Origin of the sequence: Silvimonas soli (genome assembly GCF_030035605.1) — a bacterium.
In the GTDB taxonomy this organism is placed as follows: domain Bacteria; phylum Pseudomonadota; class Gammaproteobacteria; order Burkholderiales; family Chitinibacteraceae; genus Silvimonas; species Silvimonas soli.
This window is the reverse complement of sequence record NZ_CP106736.1, coordinates 2,699,362-2,718,480: the sequence shown is the minus strand read 5'-3', so window position 1 is coordinate 2,718,480 and position 19,119 is coordinate 2,699,362. Positions and strand designations below refer to the sequence as shown.

The window sequence follows — 19,119 nt, the reverse complement described above, 5'->3', positions numbered from 1 at the left end:
CTATCTTTGAGCTGAAAGGGAAAGATGGCAGAGGGCGTTAAATCTCGAAGCAGAACCTGGCACTCGGGCACTTGATCGATTTCCGCAAGTCACAGGGCCGTATTACTGGAATCGACATTTGCGTTGACGATGTCGGTTTACATGCCCGATTCTGTGGCGTGTTGCGGCTAGCTCGCCGGAACCAATAAAGGACAGACAATGAAAGTAGCATTAACAGCGCTGGCGTTATCAAGTCTGATTGGGTTAACCCATGCGCAAGATATGACATTAGCCTGCAATGGCTCCGGCACAGTCAGTGATGTACAGATGACCAACGGCCAGGATTACAACTACAAAACGCATGAGTTTGATAAAAGCACCACCAGTTCAACGACTGTCCGCAAACCATTTTCCGGCACGGCGACGGTTGAAATGTCCGCTTCCACGGTCCGGCTGAAATTACCCCCGGCGCTGGTGCCGCCATTGAGTGACGGCAAGGAGGCCTGGTATACGCTTAATGATGCTTTTATCGGTGACAAAGAAATTACCGGAGGCCTTAAATTCAATATGTTCAACAAGCCCAAGGTAAAAATCGACCGCATGACTGGCCAATTATTGCTAACCAGTTCGTTTGCGGATTTCAACGCAAACTGCGTGCTGGTTGATCAAGCTGCCGGTCCGAAATTCTAGGCGACGCGGTTGAACTCGCCCTGGCATAACGTTGGCAGGCCACGGTTCATCACGATGGCCTGAACAAACGTCGACCCTACCCAAGGCGAAAAATACCGACCTGAATCCGTCATGTAGCCGGAAAGTCTGCGGCCTCTGCTAGCTTGGCCATAGCCTGCAGCGCAGTACAAAGCTTATCTTCGCCGATCTGCTCGGCAAGTTCCGCCCTGGCTGCATTCCATACCGGAAAAGCATCAGTCAAAAGCTGGTGTCCGGACGATGTCAAAGCCAATTGTTTGCCTGCCCGCCCGCGCCCGCCTGTCGCACAAACCAGCTTCCGGTTTTCCAGATTCAGGACATTGCGGCTGAGGGTCGTCGGATCAACCCCTGCCTGCTCGGCGAGCCCGACAACCGTCGCTCCCTCGTCTGCCCCGATCCCGACCAACAGGCTGAACTGCTCCGCCGTCAGGCCCAATGGCTTGAAGCAGGCATTGTAATAACGCGTGAGCGCACGCGCCGTCGCGCGGGCCTGGAAGCCTGGACACGCTGCGGCAACATTCTTCAAAGACTCTGGATCAAAACCATCCACGTCTCACTCCTTGACAGCGCTGAGTACCAACCAATAGTGTATATGCATTATTTATGGATGAGGAGAAAGAAATGCCTGCCTATGTTCACGTAAATCTGCGAGTCATTGATGCCGCCAGACAAACCGAACTCGCGCCACGCTTTCTGTCGGCGCTGGAAGAGGCAGGCGGGAAGATTCTGCATTTCGGACCCGTGGCTCAGGTCCTGGAAGGAGATGAAGCGCCATTGCCAATGGCGGGCGTATTTGAGTTTGCAACGCTGGCTCTGGCACAGGCGTTCTACAACTCGGAGAAGTATGCGCCTATCAAAGCTGAACGCCGGTTGGCTCAGCAAGCACGCATGTTCATCGTTGAAACGCAAGACTGAAAAGCCAGAGGCTGCTGCGCTGACAACGCCAGACTGGACCGTTGGCCGCACAATTCAGCCTAGCTTTGGGACGTCCGTGCTGCGATCCAGTTCAGCACATCCGCCATCACATCCGCTTTGCCGATATCGTTTAGCGGATCGTGCAATCGCCCCTCGTACAGCTTGAGGGTTTTGTCTTGCGCGCCAGCATGCTCAAAAAAATACTCGCTGCCGCCAAGTCGGGCGGCCTTATCATTCATACCATGCAGAATCAGCACTGGCGTAACCAGCGAGGAAAACGATTGCCTGAGGCGCTCATTGGCCCGCACCAGCGAGGCCACGGTGGCGAAAGGCTGCGCTTCGCCTTCGATCAAAGGGTCGTCATTCATGGCTTGCACTACGTGCGGATCTCGCGAGAAGTCGGCATTCTTCAACCGCAATGCCCGCGCACGGGGGGCGATATGACTGATCCCTTTGAGCACTTGCAAGGCAAAATCAGGCGCCGGGACTTCAAAGGCGAAGTCCTCGCAAATCAACCCTGCCACCGCTGAGCCGTGCACCAGCGTAAAAAGGCAGGCGACCACGCCGCCAGCGCTGTGGCCAAGCACAAACAGCGGTACATCGGGCACCATTGACCGGGCGTGGTTCACCAGCACGGCCAGATCGCTGACATAGTCGTCAAAACTCTCGACGTAATAACGCACGCCGCCAGACTTTCCGCGCCCGCGCAGATCCACTGCGCAGGCGGCGTAGCCCGCTGCAGCGCACTGTTCGCCCACCCACTGGTAGTACCCGCTGTGGGCGTTGAAGCCATGACAGATGGCGATCAAGGCCCGTGGCCGTTGGTCGGGCAGCCAGGTGCGGACAAACAACGCACCGGCGCCCCCACGGATAGTTTCTTCCCGCATTCCCGCCATGTTTAATGGCCTTCAATGGCAAAGAGAATGTCGGCAAAGCCTGGCACCGTTTCTTCGCGGTTCCAGTCCCGCTGCAACTCACAAATCAATTGCACCCAGGAAGTCGGCCTGCCACCAGCCTGAATCAGTCGTTGCAAGCCGGCCTGATGCGCTTCCAGCGACGTCCCACCGACGCAATCGACCACCGGGTAAACCTCAAAACCTTCCTGCAGTGCGTCCAGGGCCGGGTGTACCAGGCAGACTTCGGTCCACAGCGCGGCCATCACCAGCTTCTTGCGCCCGGTCGCCTTGACCGCGCGATTGAAGTCCTCATCTTCCCACGCATTGATGGAGGTGCGATCAATCACCTCTACGCCGGAAAGAACGTCGGTGATCTGGTGGATGGTGGGCTGGTTACGACCGGTTTTGACATTGACCGAAGTCAGCACCACCGGCATTTCATACAGTTTGGCGATCCGTGCCAGGGCGGTAATGTTGGCGACCAGTTCGCGCTTGGGGCGCGAGGCAATCGACGACACCTGAACGGGCTGGAAATCGATGATCAGGATCGCGGCGTTATGCGGTGTGATCAGATGGTCGTCTGTGGCGTCACGCGGTTTCGAATATGAAGTCATCATGCTCTCCTCAAGGCGTGCAAGGCCATCAGCGACACTGGGCAGCGGGCCGGTCGATAAAGCTGCGAATGGCCCCAACAGTTTGCGAGGGCTGTTCTTCCATCAACCAATGGCCGGAATCGGCGATCACCACTTGCTGTACGTTGTCCGCAGCAAAACGCATGATGTAGGCCATGGTTGCGCCCAGTGAATGCCCGCCACCGATGGCCAGGACCGGCATTTGCAGACGTCCGCGCGAGACAGACTGCCGGTTGTCGATCACATCCTGGTCAAATGCGGCAAATTGCAGGAAACCGGCGTGCATGCGCCCGGGCTGGGCATACAGCGCGGCATAGTGACGGCGTGAGTCTTCCGGAAAATGCGCCGGGTCGGCGGAGAAATCATTCCAGAACCGGTCCAGATATATGCGCTCACGCCCGGCGACAAGGCGTTCCATATCCGGCCCGCCAAAACGGAAATGCCACAGCAGTGGGCTTTTGAGGATGTCGTCCCACGGGCCAACGCCGGGTACGGGAGCGTCCATCATGATCAGGCGAGTGGTGCGGTCAGGGTGGGATTCGGCAAAGGCAAACGCGACCATATTGCCAATGTCGTGGCCGACGACGACAGCCTGTTGCACCTTGAGCGCGTCCAGCACACCTGCAACATCTTCGGCTTCATTTTTCTTGCTAAAGCCGTCGGTGGCGACCGCAGACAAACCCATGCCCCGCAGGTCTGGCGCGATCACTGTGTGGTCACGCATCAACTCTGCCGCCAGCGGGGCCCACATATCGCCAGTGTCGCCATAGCCGTGCAGTAGCAGCACTGCCGGGCCGCGGCCACCCACGCGAACGTGAATGGTGGTGCCATTGGACGCAATCTCTTGCGTGCGAAAACCGCTTGGGAACGTTGTGGAGTCTGCCCATGCTGCTTCAGACAGTGCCAGCAGGGCGCCCAGAATCACTAGTGCTCGTTTCATTGCGATCCTCCTTGCGTTAGGTGATCGCATCAAAGCACCGTGAAAGCTACGAATCTTGCTTGATTAACGTTTTTCTTGGCGAAAATATGCCCTTTTTTTCGCCATTTTTCGACGCAATCAAGCGCTCTGCATCGGTATTGCTGCAATTTCAGTCTAAAAAGAGCAATAACATTCAAGACCCGCCCGGCTCGGGTTGATTTATGCTTTCGTCAATTATTTGTTTGCTAATGGACAGATCACGGTAAGCTGGTGAGCCCGGTTGGGAGCTGGAGGCCGACTTCTCCATGAGGAGCAAAACGTGCAATCCGATCTTGATTACGGAAGCAAATTTGTAGAGAAGTTCCAGGCTGACTCGGTGTCGCAACTCATCACCAAAGGCCCCAAAACATCACGCCTGCTGGTGTCGCGCCTGCGCCGGGACACACCCGGACATGGCATCGTGACGCCACCGCGGGTCGATGCGGTTTTTTCCGTAATGTTGCAATTGCGGGAGCAAAAACAAAGGGAATTGTTTCTGGATGGTCGTTGCATCCATCGCGGTTCTTATGCTGAGCGCACGACCAGTGTGGTCAATCATCTGGAATTGCCCTGCGCCAATCTGATCAGCCCGTTCGACAATCTGATGTTTACCGTTTCGCAAACGGCGTTGAACGAAATCGCCGACGAATCGGGCGTCGCGCGGGTGAATCATCTTTATTGCCTGCCGGGTGGCGTAATCGATGAAACCGTCTGGCATCTTGGCAATGCGCTCCTGCCCGCCCTGCAGCGGCCACACGAAGTGAGCGCCATGTATGCCGAACACATCATGCTGGGTGCATATACCTATTTTGCGCAGAAATTTGGCGGTATGCGCCCGCCCAAAGAGCGGCCCGGCATGCTGGCGCCCTGGCAGCTCAAGCGGGCTACCGAAGCCATGGCCTCGCAGATTGACGAGGATGTCTCACTCAAAATGCTCGCGGCCGCCAGCGGGTTATCCGTCAGTTATTTTATTCGCGCCTTCAAGGCCAGCACGGGTGACCCGCCGCATCGCTGGATGTTGCGCCATCGCATTGAGCGCGCCAAAGCGCTGTTGAGTGGCACGCAAGCCACCCTGGCCGAGATTTCAATAAGCTGCGGATTTGCCGATCAAAGTCATTTCACGAGGGTATTCAAATCCTTCGTGGGCGTCAGCCCGGCGACCTGGAGGCGGAGCATTCTCAGCTGATTGGGCTGGAGTCACATGTACGATTCAGCTTAAAGACCATGCCACGCACCTTTGCAGGTGCAGGTAACCAAACCTCGCTACACGTCTTCGTTGTTGAGCATTCTGAGCAGCAATCCGCATCCTGGCACTGCTGCGCTCGATGCAAACCTGGACCGCTCCTGGGCTGGACGCATCGTTGATTGCGTATATTTTTGCAATTGTCAGCCCTGATACCCGACTGCGCCCGGGCAAGTACTACTGTCGTTGGTTATTTAAATCAGGATATATTTTCTCTTTAAATTCATAGCCCTGGATAACATTCAGAATTGAGTGTTTTGAGGGTTTATACGCAGGCAGTAATCTGGAGTCGCATGTAGGTTCAGTATTGGGGATAGGTGTGGTGCCTGGCGGCCACTCACGGCATCCAAGAGATCGGTTCGTTTTCGGCCGAAGCGGACGGCCAAGCCTCTCTAAGGATACGGCGGCTACCGGCCTGTTGCGGCTGTTCGGCTTGGTACGACCTCTTGGTGGTTTTCAAGTATGTCGTCCGCGACCCGCGGACGATCAGTGTGCAGCGAAGTGCGCGACTGGAGATGACAGCTCCGCAGCATGGCTTTTTGTGATGCTCGTCAGGCCCGGGCTTCGTCAAGAATCCATGTCGCAAATGCCTGTAATGGTGCTTCACTCAATTCGATCTGCTCAGGTAGAACCAGGCAGAAATTTTTGGTAATCGCTTTACCATCTGGCCAAGGCGTAACCAGGCGGCCTTGTTCAAGTTCGGCCCCGATGTAAAGTCGGGGCACCAATGCCACACCCAAGCCAGCTAGCGCCGCTTCGATCAGCATGGAATGAAGATCGTACCGTGCGCCAATCGCCGAATTGGTCAGCGTTATGCCTGTCTCTTGTGCATAAATCTGCCAGGCATCCGGGTTTTGCCGCCGGTGAAGGCGTGGCAAATCATCCAGTGACGCATTGGCACCGGCGTCCTCAAGAAGCTGTGGACTGCAGACGGGCACAAGCACCTCTTCCAGCAGATGATGCAGATGCATGCCTGCCCATGCAGGATGTTCAAAATGAATGGCGGCATCGAACCCACTGCCCGCCAGCAGGAAGGGCTCCATCCGTTCTGCGATATGCACCGTAATATTTGGATGCTTGTCCTGAAAGCGTTTCAGCCGGGGAATCAGCCAGCGAGTGGCGAAAGTCGGAATCGCGGCGATCTCAATGCTCGCGCCCTCACTGGGCTGCCCCATCAAATACAGGCTGTCCCGCTCCAGTCGCTCCAGCGTCTCACGCACCTGCGCCGCATAGCGCGCGCCATTGGGGGCAAGCCGCACACGGTTTCCCACCCGCTCGAACAGTACCGCTCCCAGGAATTCCTCAAGCCGGGCAATCTGGCGGCTGACCGCGCCCTCAGTGCGTGCCAGTTCCTCGGCAGCGCGGGCAAAGCTGCCGTGCCTGGCTGCAGCCTCAAATGCCTGGAGCGCGGAACTGCTGGGAATTTTACGTCGCATTGAAGTCTCGCCGATCAAAATGGATTCGAAGCCAGCTTGATTAAATATCACTGAAGGCTGACGTTATTTCGTTATATAGACCAAAAACATCAGACTACCATGACGTTACTGCAATGAGCAGTAAGCACTCGCAGAAGAATGCTTAACCATAACGAAGGAAATCTGATGATCTATACCGTGGAATGCAGCTTCGCCGATCCCGCCAGCGAAACTGAATGGAACGACTTTTACAGCCTTGAAAAGCTGCCAGCGCTTATCTCGGTGACCGGCTTTCATACCTCGCAGCGCTTCAAAGCGATCAGCAAAGGTTGCCCCGTCTACCTGGCCATTCATACGGTGGACGACCTTGATGTGCTGACCGGGGAGGAATATCGCCACAAAGGCGGCGGCAATTTCGCTCGGTGGCAGCAGCACATCACCGACTGGCACCGCAATCTCTACAGCGACATTGGGCTGGCGCCTGCAGTCCATGCCGACGAACTGCTCGCGCTGTGTTCAAATGGCCCCGAACCGCTGATTGCGATGGGGCTCAAACCGCTGGCCATGCAGGCTGTTGCGCTGGAGAAGTATCCGGAAAGTCGTTGGCTCGCAGTCCTGCCCCGGAGCAAGCCCGGGCTTGTCGAGACGCTCCCAGAGGGCGTTGACCTGTACGAGCCGATGACGGAGCAATTGACCAGCTCCCCTTCGCACGTGCAGAACAAGTAGGCCCAGGATGCCAAACCTGACTTTCTATATTGATGCGGGCCAGATGCCGTCCGACGAGCGCCTTGCCGGCCTTTCCAGCGACTGCGTCAAACTGTGTACCGATGTCCTTGAGGCACAACTCAAAAACGTTCATATCGTTTATGTCGAGGTGCGACATGGGCACGGGCATCCCGTTTTCGCGGAAATCCAGTATCGCCTTGAGGCGTTTCGCACGCCTGCGGTCATGAACCAGTTCATGGCGGCTTTGGACAATGCCATTGCTCATCACACGGGTCTTACCGCGCGCATTCGTTGTTTTGGTTATGCCACGTCGAACATTCACGCCCGAAACTAGCCGCTCTGGAGAAGTATTGTGTCCATTCTTGCCTTTCCCGGACAGCAGGTTGGGGATTTCACCGTTACCGCAATCAGCGATGGTTACCTCAATGCCAGCCTCGATTTTCTCTCGAATATCGACGCCGCCGAAGCGTCCAGAATCCAGCGCGATGCGGGTCAGAATGAACCCTCTGCGATACATATCAACTGCTACGTGATACGCCGCGCCGGGCACACCATTCTTGTCGATGGCGGCGCTGGCGGCATCAAGCAATGGGGCGGGCAACTGCAGACGAATTTGCTGCTGGCCGGCATCGAACCATCCTCAATCGATACCATCCTGCTCACGCACGCCCACCCCGACCATGTTGGCGGGTTGGTGGATGCAGCCGGACAAGTGACTTTTCCGAATGCGGAACTGGTTGTGCATCAGCGCGAGATCAAATTCTGGCGGGACGATGCAAATCTGGCCCGTGCCAGCGAACGGGCGCGCGGTAATTTCCTGATCGCGCGTCAGGTATTCGACGGCTACAGCAATAAGCTGCGTACTTTCGACGAAGGGGAAGTGCTTCCGGGGATCAGCGCGATGCCGCTACCAGGGCATACCGACGGGCACACCGGATATATCGTCGAATCCCGCGACCAAAGCCTGCTTGTCTGGGGCGATATCGTGCATTTTCCGCACATCCAGATACAACGCCCGGACGTGTCGATTGCATTCGATCAAGACCCGTCCCAAGCCGCTTCCACCCGATCGCGGCTGCTGGACATGGTCAGTTCCGAGGGGCTTTTGATTGCCGGCATGCATTTGGGAGAGGCCGGTTTCGGGCGAATCAAGCAAACAAAGGGGAAATACGGACTGTTTTACGAGACCGAAGCATGAGGGCACGAATAGGGACATCCCTGTCTCAGGAACGAGAGTTTTGCCTGCCGGCAATCATTTTTACCACGTGTATTTAGCGCCAACCCGTAACGTGTATTGATAAAAATCCTGCTGACCCCAAGCCCCTGCAATATTGGTCCAGGCCGTCCACCGGTCGCCTAAATCGGCGTTCATGCCCAGCTTCACTTCAAACCGGTTGTGCGGATACAGCGTGCCTAGCGGCAGCTGGTTAAAGTTGATGGAACTGGTCAGATCGGAATACCACCAGTTCAACGTCAGATAGGGCTGCGTTTTCTTTCCGTCGTCACGAATCCAGGTGCGGCTGGTGCGCACGCCCAGCCGGGCAACAAGGCCGCGAGAATCGGCACCGCTTATGCTGGTGCCATTGGGCTCGGTAATGTCGCCTTCGGTGTAATCGATATAGATCAGCTGGGCCTGCGGCTCCACGACCCAGTCGTTACGCAACGGGACCGCGTATCCGGCCTCCCCGGAGAGCGCGAGCCCTTGCGCGTGGTATTTCACGGTGGGCAGTTGGTCGCCTTCGACATTGTTGGCAAACCAGCCGTATTGCAACCAGGTATCGACATAAGCGCCCAGTTTGTTGTCGTCATTCTGATACCAGGTGCCATAGGCGCCAATAGCCCAGCCATCCACGCTGCTTCTGGCGTGCGCACTGTTGTCCAGCGCATCGGCGTCACCATTGGCGTTACCATAGCTGGCCATCGCGCCCACGTGGATTCGATCGGTGTCGCCGTTGCCTTTCCAGTCGGCCATCTCGACACCGCCATGCAGCAGAAACGACCGGGTACGCGTACCAAATATGCCGTCGCGGCTTTCTGTTCCTTCTTTGCTGCCCACCATGCGCAGCCACCCAGACTTTGGCGTGTCTGCATCCGGATCAAACCCTTGGCCCTCAATGTATTGGGGCTCGCCCAGCCGGTCATGCAAACTGTGCACAAACATCATGGCCGCCAAGCGTTGATTGGCCAGATAGGCCGCCACTTCGGGCCGGTATAGCGGCTGAGGTGGCGAGGGTGGCGCAGGCGGGTTTGGCGGAGCTGGGGGCGGTGGCCCCGGCCGTTCAGACCTCAGATACCATGCATCCGTATCCGTTCCATCGTCCCCACCGCGAAACAGATGGTATTCATACGCGCCCGCCACCGCCCTGCCTTGCAGGGCAAAGGCATTGGATGCGCTGGCTTCAGGGGTCTTGTTCAGTATTTCTACAATCTCGATACCGTTGGCCTGGGTTAACGCGCCAGCCCCGCCAACGTTTTTGATCTGGACTCGGGTGGGGCCGACTGGGCCCTCGCGTGTTGAATCGACGACCAGCATGTCGGACTGACTATGCGCGGCCCCTTCGTTCAGCACCGTGTTCAGCCGCAGGGCGCCACCATTCGAGATAAAGGCACCGTCTCCAGCCTGGCCCGCTGTCTGGCCCCCCGTGATGACCAGTACATTACCCACCGCATGACCACCCCCGGTGAGGTCGATCAGGCCGCTGTTGCTAAAAGTGGTGGCACCGAGAATCTGGCCTTGTACCGCGCCGTGGGGGATGGGTGCATTGGTGCTTTGCCCGGCGGGCAGATAAGCGCCCGTGGCATCAAAGGTCTGAATGCCGGATGTGGGTTGTGCCGACAGGGTTAGCGTGCCGGTATTGTTAACAGCGTTGTTACCGCTGATACCCAGGTTGCTGACCGCCACGTTCCATGTATCGCGGCTACCGGCGCCAGTGGTATCGACAAAGCTGCGGAGGTTCCACAGGCCACTGTTATTAAAGGTCACCGCAGAACCCATGGCATTCACCACCCCGGAAATCTGGCCGGAGTTGGTTAGCGTAAATATCGGTTGTCCAATTGTCGGGGTGCTAGCCCCAACGTGCGCCACCGGGGGCACTGGGATGGAATCATCCACCGGCTGCAGTACTACCGGGTCGCTACCGCCCAGGCCCGTAACATCGGCCCGCACGGCGACATCGCTTAGCGCTTCAATACTGGAGGAGTTATCGAGCGACTGGTGTGTTCCGCCTAGCATGACGCCCGCACTTGAGCCCCATCCTGCGCTGACGGGCTGGCTATTCCGGATGGATATGGAGCCCCCTTGCGTACGTCCCTCAATGCCCGATGAATTGGCACCTGACGCGGTGATGGTTCCCGCGTTGTCTACCGAAATAGCGGCAGCATCCGTGGCCTCTGCCAGGATGCCCGAGCTATTGCTGGCACCCAAAGTCTGGATTGCGCCCTGGTTGGTGATGGTCTGACTCCCCAGGCCCGACCGCGTGTGAATACCCTGCTGGCGGTCTCCCCGGGCAATCAGGTTTCCGCTATTGGCCACGGTGAGCGTGCCCAATCCCGTGCCGGTGTAGTCATTGCTGGCCAGAATGGCCGCACCAGACCCATTCACATCGATGAGCGGGCCGGTATATACGACGCTCACATTGCCGCCTTGGCTATATCCCTGGAGGCCAAAAGAGGCAATGCCGGTGCCATCGCCCGTGCCCGCATCTGAATGCGTTACCAGCGTGCCCTGCGCTGTAATGTTGATCGCTCCGGTCGCGGAGGTGGTCGTGGCATAAATGGCGTTGCCGTTGGTGTTAAAGGTTTCAATCCCCGCACCGGTGTAGTTAAGCTGTACGTTGCCGCCGCTGGAATCCGCCCGGATGCCGCCAGCCCCTGAGCCGTGAATAGTCAGGCGGCCGCTGTAATCAACACCGACATTGCCATTTTCTGCGCTGACAATAATGCCCTGCCCCCGCAGTGAACCTGAATCGCCCAATACCGAGATGTCACCACGACCGGTAACCTGCACGCCGCCCGTCCCACGCGCAGTGAGATAAATAGCCCGTGACCCGCTTGTTTCTGTGCTGCTGCCGACGATCAGAGACCCTTGATTGTCCACCTGGATGCTGGTGCTGGAGTTGGTGGCGGCGTTAGCATAAATGCCATGTGCGGTCGGGCCGATGGTTGTAATAGCGCCGGCGTTGCTGATATCAATCAGGCTGCCGCTGGCGCTCGACCGGATGCCGAAGCCGTTCAGGCCATCGGTGGTAATCGCCCCTGTGTTCACAATCTGAGTGGCACCCGTCCCACCTTCTGAATAGATGCCGAAGGCGTTGGGGCCATGCGCCTGAATGGACGCTGCATTGTTAATGGCGGTATTGCCAGAACCAGTGGTTCGGGTATGGATGCCAGCAAAATTGCCACCAGCTGAAGCGGGATCCGTCTTATTGACCTGCAAGTCGACCTGGTTGCCTATCGTCACGGCGACGCTTCCCGCATTCACGGCTTTGAGCCATACCGCATTGCCGCCCGCTACCGAGATCGTGCCACTGCCGTTGTGCACTACGGATAGATCACCGCCGCCGCTGCCGTTGATATCCAGCCCGTCGCGCTCGCTGCCCGTCACGGCGTTGTTGATATTCAGCGTGGCACCCGCCTTGACCACAATGCTTGATGTGCCAGTGGACACGTTTGAAAGGCCCACACCATCCTGGCTGCTGCCTTGCATGGTGATGGTATTAACGCCCGCATCGAAGACAACAGACGCGTTGCCTACACCCGCCGTCACCTGAGCCTGCACCCCAACAGCGCCCGCAGCGCCGCTGTTGGTCACCGTGGTCCCTGCCAGAGAAACACTGGCATCAGCGCCTTTTGCCGCCGCGCGGATACTGCTGCCTGATGGCGTGGCGACCGTGGTACCTGTAGCAGTCGTCACCGTCGCAGCCGTACCAGTCGCAGCCGGCGCGCAAGACACGCTGACCAGGTCCCCAGAGTCAGCGCCACATCCCCCAATAGCAGCGGGAGTGGCGGGGGCGCAGAGAAGCATCACTCCTACCCGGATGGCGGCCAGCACAAATGAACCGGGCGGAGACGCGGCCCAACTTTCGCCGGACTCATATGCCCCCGAAGCCTTGTCCATTCATCTCTCCACTGAAAGTTGTGCGACAGGATAGATAGATGAAAGCATAAGACATACTCATCATTCAGTCGGGGTTCGCGTATTTCGGAGGACGGTCGGCAGCGACAGCGGTGGAGCGGTAGCTCACTTCGATTCCCCGGATTCATAACCCGCCGGTATTGAGTTCAATCAGCTGGAGCGGAGACTCTGGAACGGCTCCGGCCATTGGCAGTGGTGAACGCGAGCCTCTGCTTTGAACGAAGTGCAGCTGGGGCGGCAAAAACGCCGGAGGGATATTGGCCGAAGCGGAAGTTGGCAGACAACACTGTAAACGGCTGCTACCTACCAAAAACGGATCTGTTGCACCGCAATAGCCAATGCCCTTAACCGAGCATCCACCGAGGAGAGAGCGGGCCAGCCTGTGTGAATCGTCCTTGCGTCATCTATCTGCGTGTGCCACAGCTGCAAGCGCACAATGGACCGGAGTTTGGTGAAGGCTTAATTAAAATAAGTTGTTCAGGGAGCCTTACAGGCAATATCTGGAGGGTCTTATGCGCTTTTCTTCGATTAGAAGTTTGCCAGCCCACGCCGCCATGATCATCGCGCTGGCCTCACCGAACGTCCTGGCTTGGGACTGGGATAGTTGGGAGGCAAACGGTTACGACACGTCCTGGCATCCACTTATTTACGGTACGGGCTTTTTCTTTAGTGATGACAGTTTGTCGCCGCCTCAGCCGACAGCCAATGGTTACATGATGACAACCGGTGAGCTATTCCCAGGTTATGTCACGCTGGATCAGGTATTTTCTGATCCCGAACGGATCGATTTCAGTTGGTCTTACGTCAATGGTAATACCCTGCGACTGGAAGATGTCTGGTTTGGCTACATGTTGAACGGCGTAGCGACACCGCTCTACCATACGCTTGCCGATCCGGCCGTCACCACGGGCGCTTCGAGCGCCTTCATCGGCGCCGGCCAGGATTTCGCGTTCTATATGTACATGCCCAACGGTGAGCAACCCAACGAGTTCGGGGTTACCGGGCTGGATACCATCAATATGACGGCAACCATTACCCCAGTGCCCGAACCCGGCACGGACCTACTGCTGCTGGTAGGGCTTGGGCTGAGTGCCCGCGTGGCACGGCGATATCGGGGCAGTCGGCCTAACATTGTTAGGCCTGCGTGACATTCTGGCAAACATAAGGACTGCATGGCGGGCCATGCAAACCATCGCCCCATTCGAGTTTAATTTGCGCCAATAAACGCCCTGTATTAATTGTTAATGCGGGGCTTTTGTTTATTTAAGAGTGAGGGAGATTGGAACGAGCATCTGTTTTCCGGGCTGGTAAATCCGCGAGCCTGGGAACGAAGATTCCTGCGACCGTTTCAAATGGAATGGGTGAGCCTGTTATCTCAGATAGTTAGTGGTCGTTTTCAGCGTGGAGCGGACCTAAACCGCTTCGCTCTGGAAAACGGCCATCAACCCTCTGTGAAACCTTGGCCGAAACCCGCCGCGAGCGAGTTCCAGCTCGCGTATATTAAAGCCGGAAATCTCCAGTTCTAGTCGCTCGGCCGGGCAGGAGTAGATCATTGACCATCCTGTGGTGTTTGTAATTTTCGTGTCACTCAAATTTGCAATATTTGATCGGCACAAGTCCTTCCAATCAATTTGGGTCTATGCCTCCGAGGAGGCATTTTTTCTGCCAGAAATATTGGCAGCTTTTAAGCCCGTAGACGTTACCGAGGAACCTGTGAGTGAAATCGTTTTATATGGGTTTGATGTTGAGTATTGGCATTTCGTGCCATGCGGGCGAATGGCCCAGCGTAATTGTTGACTCTTCTGGCCTCGGCATTTCACAGCTCAGTGACATGATTCGCCCCATCTGGATGAACGGAGAAAACGGCCTCAAAAGGGCCGTAATCAATATGGTCACTGCAGAGTTTCCTCAGGGCGTCTTGTCACCGTCAAAACTGGAAGCGATGGGATTTGATTGTAAAAAAACGCAGATATGTACTTATCATGGCGTGGTCAATTACGAACTTCGTGGGTTGCCTAAAGAAAACGAGAGAAATCGCTTCAGGAGAACCACTATTGATATAGCGCTCGATCCTGACCAAAGGGTCGAGGCCGTGGAACTTCAGAAAAGGGATGAAGTTATCCAGCTGACCCATGACAAATAATTCTGCGGATAACCTGGGGCTGATAGAAACCGACCCCGCGCAGATTCTGGGTGCCATGCCGGCGAAGGAATACACCTACGCCAAAGCTGATGAACCACTGCGGTTGATGTACAAGCACAGTTGGATTGCACACGGTCAGTGTAGCGAACTTCAATAGCGGCTTTCGAACCTCACCTGCCGGTCATCCTCTCACCGGAGCAACGACAAGTAGTAGATTCAAGCGGCCTTTCATTTATCCTTGCCGCCTAAAAGCCTGACTCGCGCCGCTCACTCCATTCCATCGCTGTTCGTTCGAGATGTTCGAGAAAAACCGCAGCAACCGGAGAAAGCCTTTTTCCGCGTGGATAAAGCGTGAACCACCGGGATTGGAGTGGAAAACCGTCCACATTGAGAATGGTCAGTTGATCGTCCGCGGGGCGCGCAGGAAGAGCATGACGCGAAACCACTGCAAGACCGAGGCCTCCGGCAACAGCCTGCTTGATCGCCTCATTGCTGCCTAACTCAAGCCTGACTTGCGGCACGAAGGCAGCGCCCGAGAAAAACGCGTCGCATGCCAGGCGTGTGCCTGAACCCCGCTCCCGCAGGATGAAGCGTTCGGCCGAGAGGTCAGCAAGTTCCAGATGGCGCCTCTTCAGTGGGTGCCCGTCGGAGGCAATCAGGACCAGCGGATTAGGCAGGAACGCGTGCTGTTCGAGGTCGAGGTTCTCGGGCGGCATCGACATGATGTATAGATCATCCCGGTTTTCGCGCAGACGTGCGACCACCCCGTCGCGATTCAGTATCTCGAGTGCAATCTCGATGTTCGGGTGTTCCGTACAAAAGTTGCCCAACAGGCGTGGTACAAAGTACTTCGCGGTACTCACCATCGCGACGCGCAAGCGTCCCTGTTCCAGCCCCTTCATGGCATCAAGGGTCTGCTCAAACGTGAGCCACTCGTCCAGCATGGTCCGTGCCGTTCCGGCCAGCGCTTCGCCAGCAGCGGTCAGGAAAAGCCGTTTGCCGATCTGCTCGTAAAGCGGCAGACCGGCGGCCTCGGCAAGTTCGCGCAGTTGCATCGACACCGTCGGCTGTGTGACATGGCAGGCCTCCGCGGCGGCAGTGATGCTACCGCGCTCGGCCAGCGCCAGAAAGAGCCGCAATTGACGAAAGGTGGCATTCATAGAGATTTATCGATAAATATCATCATAAATATCGATTATTGCTTATTTTCTGCCGTCGGTAACATTGCGACCCAGCGCAATCGCTGGAAGGCTGGATACGACTCACTATGAAAACGCATACCTCTGAAACCCAAGCCACCGTCACCCCGGCACTCGCCCTGCAATTCCTCAAGGAAGGCAACGCGCGCTTCGTCAACAATCTGCGCGAGAGCCGCGACCTGCTGCAGCAAGCCAATGAAACTCGCGATGGTCAATGGCCATTCGCCACCATCGTCAGCTGCATCGACAGCCGTACATCGGCCGAGCTCATCTTCGATCAGGGCCTCGGGGATATCTTCTCCGTGCGTATCGCCGGTAATGTGATCAACACCGACATCCTTGGTAGCCTGGAGTTTGCCTGCAACGTGGCCGGGTCCAGACTCATCGTGGTGCTCGGACACTCCTCATGCGGTGCCATCAAAGGCGCCTGCGATCATGTGGAACTTGGGAACCTGACCGAACTGCTGTCGAAGATCCAGCCAGCCGTGTACCAGGAGGGCCAGACGCTGGAACCGACCAAGCGCAATTCGAAGAACCCCGCATTCGTCGAGAATGTGGCCGACCTGAACGTACGCCATTCGGTGCGCTCGATCATCAATCGCAGCTACATCCTCGAGCACATGGTCGCCGCCGGCAAGATTGGCATCATTGGCGCCAAACACGATCTGGCCACAGGTGAAGTCACCTTCTTCGATGACACCTGGTTGAACGACAAGGCATCTATTCAGGCGATGGTCGGGTAGGAGACCGTCTTTACGCTTGATCGGAATCAGACCCTGACGCCTGTCGGGCGGTCTACTCGGCCATGGGGTACGCATGACCTATCAGAGAAGGCCTTCTACCTCTCCGATGGCTTTGACAACACCAAACCTGTCTCGCGGCTACCGTTTTGCGGGAGCAGATCACCTGTGTATCAACTGGACGGGGTTGCCAAGCTGGGGTAGAGACCACCTGAACATATTCCGTAACCCCAGGATAGTTATCCTCAGGTACCCGCTCGACTGATCTAGCGTTTAACTGCTCTGGCTCACCCCTTCAAAAAACACGTCGATCATGTGCGCGATGATTTTGTCATCGTCCATTTTGGCGTACAGGCGCAGGTAATCGACAGCAGGGTCGCAGGTGCGTGAGTAATAACTGAACAGGATGACCTGGTCAGGCAGATTACTGCGCAGTTCGCCTTTGGCCTTGGCTTTTTGTACGGTTTTTTCCAGCACGCCATTGAGTTTGAGCACGCGGGTTACGTACCGCATATTGCGGGTGAGCATGTCCCGTACTTGCGGGCTGGTTGATGGCATCAGCGGCAACCCGCCTTCAAGGCGGATCTGCAACGCCCAAGCCAGCAATCCCCGCAATTTCTCTGCGGGTGTCAAATCGGGCGGTAGCGCTGCAAACCACACCAACGCAGCATCCAGCAGCCGAATCATCGCCTCGCCGACCAGATCATCCTTGGACTTGAAGTGCTTGTAGAGGCTGGGTTTGGAAATTCCCACCTCTGCGGCGATGTCGTCCATGGTCATCAGATCAAACCCCTTGCTGGCCAAGGTGCGCGTGGTCGCATCCAGAATTGCGTCTTCACGCAATTTGAACGCCTGATCCTTAAAACTGAGTTTGGCTAAAATACTCATTGGTAATTTCGTTTACTGTGTGGTAGATTTTTTTACAGAAGGGTCACAAACCCATCTTAGCACCGCCCAAGCCAGTTGAAACAGCTTTTACAGCAAGGGCGATGATTTCTTGGGATGGTGCCACAAAGCGCCAAACCGGCGCAGCGTTGTTGCATTTGGGGGAACAACTGCATGGCTCTGCATCCAGACCATCGTGCGGCCCGTATGTGGCTAGACAAGACAACACAAAAAAGGAAACACGGTGGGAGACATTCGTAAACCCGGCAACCCGGCGCGACAGCGCATTGCGGTCATTGGCGCCGGGATATCCGGCCTTGCCAGCGCCTGGCTGCTAGCGCGCGACCATGCGGTAACGGTATTTGAAGCTGGCCATTATGCGGGGGGCCATACCAACACGGTAGACGTCACCCTCAATGGCGTCACCCACCCGGTCGATACCGGATTCCTGGTGTTCAACGACCGCACCTATCCGAACCTGATTGCGCTGTTCGAACAGTTGGGCGTGCGCTCGCACCCCAGCGATATGTCTTTCGGGGTATCGCTGGATGGTGGGCGGCTGGAATGGGCCGGTAGCAATCTGGATACGGTATTCGCCCAGCGCAAGAACCTGGTTTCGCCACGTTTTCTGGGCATGCTGCGCGACATTCTGCGTTTCAACCGCGAAAGCGCCAGCAATCTGAAAGCCACTCGCACAACTGGTATATCGCTGGAACAACTGCTTGAAAACGGCAACTACGGTCCGGCGTTTCGGGATGACTACCTATTGCCGATGGCGGCGGCGATCTGGTCTAGCGCCACCAATGACATCCTCAAGTTTCCTGCCGCCACCTTCTTGCAGTTCTGCATCAACCACGGCTTGCTGCAAATCGAAAACCGCCCGCAATGGCGTTCGGTGATGGGCGGCGGGCGAGAATATGTGCGCAAGCTCTGTGAAGCCCTGCCGGATTTGCGCTTGCGTACCCCGGTGCTTGAAGTCGTGCGCTCGGCAGATTCAGTCAAGGTGCGCTCACGCCATGGCGATGAATTCTTTGATGCGGTGGTCTTTGCCACCCACGCCCCCACCACGCTGCAACTGCTGGGCGATGGCGCCAGCGCCGGCGAACGGGCGCTGCTCAGTGCCGTGCGTTATCAACCCAACGTGGCGCTGCTGCATACCGATACATCATTGCTGCCGAAACGCCAGAAGGTATGGTCCGCCTGGAATTACCTGGGCGGCGCCAGCGTGAATGGGCACCGCCCGGTCTGCGTGAGCTATTTGCTTAACCAGCTGCAACCGTTACCGTTTACCGATCCGGTGATCGTCACCTTGAACCCGATCAGTGAACCAGCACCGGACAAGCTGATCGCCCGTTTTGAGTACGAACACCCCTTGCTGGATCAAAACGCGGTTACCGCGCAAACGCTGCTGCCACAGTTGCAAGGTGAAAACCGCACCTGGTTTGCCGGGGCCTGGACTGGATACGGCTTTCACGAGGACGGGCTTAAATCCGCCCTGCGCGTGGCGGCCGACTTTGCCGCGCAACCGGCATGGGCGCAGGTGTGA

At 56.9% G+C, this 19,119-nt stretch carries 18 protein-coding genes; 10 read left to right on the top strand and 8 right to left on the bottom strand.

The window, feature by feature from the left end:
* Positions 1-198: 198 nt before the first annotated feature.
* The gene (locus N7220_RS12475) at positions 199-669 is read left to right on the top strand and encodes a hypothetical protein (RefSeq protein ID WP_283147845.1); all 471 of its coding nucleotides are present in this window, start codon (positions 199-201) and stop codon (positions 667-669) included.
* A gap of 109 nt (positions 670-778) precedes the next feature.
* On the opposite strand, the gene N7220_RS12470 is transcribed toward N7220_RS12475, so the two are convergent.
* Positions 779-1,237: a MarR family winged helix-turn-helix transcriptional regulator gene (locus N7220_RS12470; RefSeq protein WP_283147844.1), complete on the bottom strand. Its 459-nt coding sequence runs from the start codon at positions 1,235-1,237 to the stop codon at positions 779-781.
* Positions 1,238-1,308: 71 nt separating this feature from the next.
* Here N7220_RS12470 and N7220_RS12465 point away from each other — a divergent pair, with 71 nt between their 5' ends.
* A complete protein-coding gene (locus N7220_RS12465) occupies positions 1,309-1,602 on the top strand; it encodes a DUF1330 domain-containing protein (protein WP_283147843.1) in 294 nt (97 codons plus the stop codon).
* 59 nt (positions 1,603-1,661) lie between these two features.
* On the opposite strand, the gene N7220_RS12460 is transcribed toward N7220_RS12465, so the two are convergent.
* From N7220_RS12460 to N7220_RS12450, 3 genes are read right to left on the bottom strand one after another with little or no spacing between them, the layout of a single operon-like run.
* On the bottom strand, positions 1,662-2,498 hold the full coding sequence (locus N7220_RS12460) for an alpha/beta hydrolase (protein WP_283147842.1): 837 nt from the start codon (positions 2,496-2,498) through the stop codon (positions 1,662-1,664).
* Between the two features lie 2 nt (positions 2,499-2,500).
* A complete protein-coding gene (locus N7220_RS12455; protein WP_283147841.1) occupies positions 2,501-3,112 on the bottom strand; it encodes a hydrolase in 612 nt (203 codons plus the stop codon).
* A 28-nt stretch (positions 3,113-3,140) separates the two neighbouring features.
* Positions 3,141-4,070, bottom strand: coding sequence for an alpha/beta fold hydrolase (locus N7220_RS12450; protein ID WP_283147840.1), 930 nt, complete (start codon positions 4,068-4,070; stop codon positions 3,141-3,143).
* A gap of 298 nt (positions 4,071-4,368) precedes the next feature.
* Here N7220_RS12450 and N7220_RS12445 point away from each other — a divergent pair, with 298 nt between their 5' ends.
* Positions 4,369-5,274: a helix-turn-helix domain-containing protein gene (locus N7220_RS12445; RefSeq protein ID WP_283147839.1), complete on the top strand. Its 906-nt coding sequence runs from the start codon at positions 4,369-4,371 to the stop codon at positions 5,272-5,274.
* A 608-nt stretch (positions 5,275-5,882) separates the two neighbouring features.
* Here N7220_RS12445 and N7220_RS12440 read toward each other — a convergent pair.
* Positions 5,883-6,767, bottom strand: a complete 885-nt coding sequence (locus N7220_RS12440; protein ID WP_283147838.1) for a LysR substrate-binding domain-containing protein — start codon at positions 6,765-6,767, stop codon at positions 5,883-5,885.
* A gap of 165 nt (positions 6,768-6,932) precedes the next feature.
* On the opposite strand from N7220_RS12440, the gene N7220_RS12435 reads away from it, so the two are divergent.
* The 3 genes from N7220_RS12435 to N7220_RS12425 are packed head-to-tail and all read left to right on the top strand — an operon-like array spanning position 6,933 to position 8,670.
* A complete protein-coding gene (locus tag N7220_RS12435) occupies positions 6,933-7,472 on the top strand; it encodes a hypothetical protein (protein ID WP_283147837.1) in 540 nt (179 codons plus the stop codon).
* Positions 7,473-7,479: 7 nt separating this feature from the next.
* Complete coding sequence (locus N7220_RS12430; protein WP_283147836.1) at positions 7,480-7,806, top strand: hypothetical protein; 327 nt, start codon at positions 7,480-7,482, stop codon at positions 7,804-7,806.
* A gap of 18 nt (positions 7,807-7,824) precedes the next feature.
* Positions 7,825-8,670, top strand: coding sequence for an MBL fold metallo-hydrolase (locus N7220_RS12425; RefSeq protein ID WP_283147835.1), 846 nt, complete (start codon positions 7,825-7,827; stop codon positions 8,668-8,670).
* A gap of 60 nt (positions 8,671-8,730) precedes the next feature.
* Here N7220_RS12425 and N7220_RS12420 read toward each other — a convergent pair whose 3' ends face one another.
* Positions 8,731-12,384: an autotransporter outer membrane beta-barrel domain-containing protein gene (locus tag N7220_RS12420; protein WP_283147834.1), complete on the bottom strand. Its 3,654-nt coding sequence runs from the start codon at positions 12,382-12,384 to the stop codon at positions 8,731-8,733.
* A 734-nt stretch (positions 12,385-13,118) separates the two neighbouring features.
* On the opposite strand from N7220_RS12420, the gene N7220_RS12415 reads away from it, so the two are divergent.
* Together N7220_RS12415 and N7220_RS12410 are read left to right on the top strand one after the other, a co-directional pair.
* Positions 13,119-13,754 (top strand): PEP-CTERM sorting domain-containing protein, encoded by a 636-nt coding sequence (locus N7220_RS12415; RefSeq protein WP_283147833.1) that lies wholly within the window; start codon positions 13,119-13,121, stop codon positions 13,752-13,754.
* Positions 13,755-14,323: 569 nt separating this feature from the next.
* A complete protein-coding gene (locus N7220_RS12410) occupies positions 14,324-14,749 on the top strand; it encodes a hypothetical protein (protein ID WP_283147832.1) in 426 nt (141 codons plus the stop codon).
* Positions 14,750-14,994: 245 nt separating this feature from the next.
* Here N7220_RS12410 and N7220_RS12405 read toward each other — a convergent pair whose 3' ends face one another.
* On the bottom strand, positions 14,995-15,909 hold the full coding sequence (locus tag N7220_RS12405) for a LysR family transcriptional regulator (RefSeq protein ID WP_283147831.1): 915 nt from the start codon (positions 15,907-15,909) through the stop codon (positions 14,995-14,997).
* A 107-nt stretch (positions 15,910-16,016) separates the two neighbouring features.
* Between N7220_RS12405 and N7220_RS12400 the strand changes: the two genes are divergently transcribed.
* Entirely contained in the window at positions 16,017-16,691 is a 675-nt protein-coding gene (locus N7220_RS12400; protein WP_283147830.1) for a carbonic anhydrase family protein, read from the top strand.
* 270 nt (positions 16,692-16,961) lie between these two features.
* Here N7220_RS12400 and N7220_RS12395 read toward each other — a convergent pair whose 3' ends face one another.
* Positions 16,962-17,576 carry a TetR/AcrR family transcriptional regulator gene (locus N7220_RS12395; protein WP_283147829.1) on the bottom strand — a complete coding sequence of 205 codons (615 nt, stop codon included), beginning with the start codon at positions 17,574-17,576 and terminating at the stop codon, positions 16,962-16,964.
* A gap of 241 nt (positions 17,577-17,817) precedes the next feature.
* Here N7220_RS12395 and N7220_RS12390 point away from each other — a divergent pair, with 241 nt between their 5' ends.
* On the top strand, positions 17,818-19,119 hold the full coding sequence (locus tag N7220_RS12390) for an NAD(P)/FAD-dependent oxidoreductase (protein WP_283147828.1): 1,302 nt from the start codon (positions 17,818-17,820) through the stop codon (positions 19,117-19,119).

Excerpts from the sequence above, each read along its gene's own strand:
- N7220_RS12415 (WP_283147833.1), top strand. The coding sequence starts at position 13,119 with ATGCGCTTTTCTTCGATTAGAAGTTTGCCAGCCCACGCCGCCATGATC.
- N7220_RS12450 (WP_283147840.1), bottom strand. The coding sequence starts at position 4,070 with ATGAAACGAGCACTAGTGATTCTGGGCGCCCTGCTGGCACTGTCTGAA.
- N7220_RS12460 (WP_283147842.1), bottom strand. The coding sequence starts at position 2,498 with ATGGCGGGAATGCGGGAAGAAACTATCCGTGGGGGCGCCGGTGCGTTG.
- N7220_RS12435 (WP_283147837.1), top strand. The coding sequence starts at position 6,933 with ATGATCTATACCGTGGAATGCAGCTTCGCCGATCCCGCCAGCGAAACT.
- N7220_RS12430 (WP_283147836.1), top strand. The coding sequence starts at position 7,480 with ATGCCAAACCTGACTTTCTATATTGATGCGGGCCAGATGCCGTCCGAC.
- N7220_RS12440 (WP_283147838.1), bottom strand. The coding sequence starts at position 6,767 with ATGCGACGTAAAATTCCCAGCAGTTCCGCGCTCCAGGCATTTGAGGCT.
- N7220_RS12465 (WP_283147843.1), top strand. The coding sequence starts at position 1,309 with ATGCCTGCCTATGTTCACGTAAATCTGCGAGTCATTGATGCCGCCAGA.
- N7220_RS12395 (WP_283147829.1), bottom strand. The coding sequence starts at position 17,576 with ATGAGTATTTTAGCCAAACTCAGTTTTAAGGATCAGGCGTTCAAATTG.
- N7220_RS12475 (WP_283147845.1), top strand. The coding sequence starts at position 199 with ATGAAAGTAGCATTAACAGCGCTGGCGTTATCAAGTCTGATTGGGTTA.
- N7220_RS12400 (WP_283147830.1), top strand. The coding sequence starts at position 16,017 with ATGAAAACGCATACCTCTGAAACCCAAGCCACCGTCACCCCGGCACTC.
- N7220_RS12455 (WP_283147841.1), bottom strand. The coding sequence starts at position 3,112 with ATGACTTCATATTCGAAACCGCGTGACGCCACAGACGACCATCTGATC.
- N7220_RS12405 (WP_283147831.1), bottom strand. The coding sequence starts at position 15,909 with ATGAATGCCACCTTTCGTCAATTGCGGCTCTTTCTGGCGCTGGCCGAG.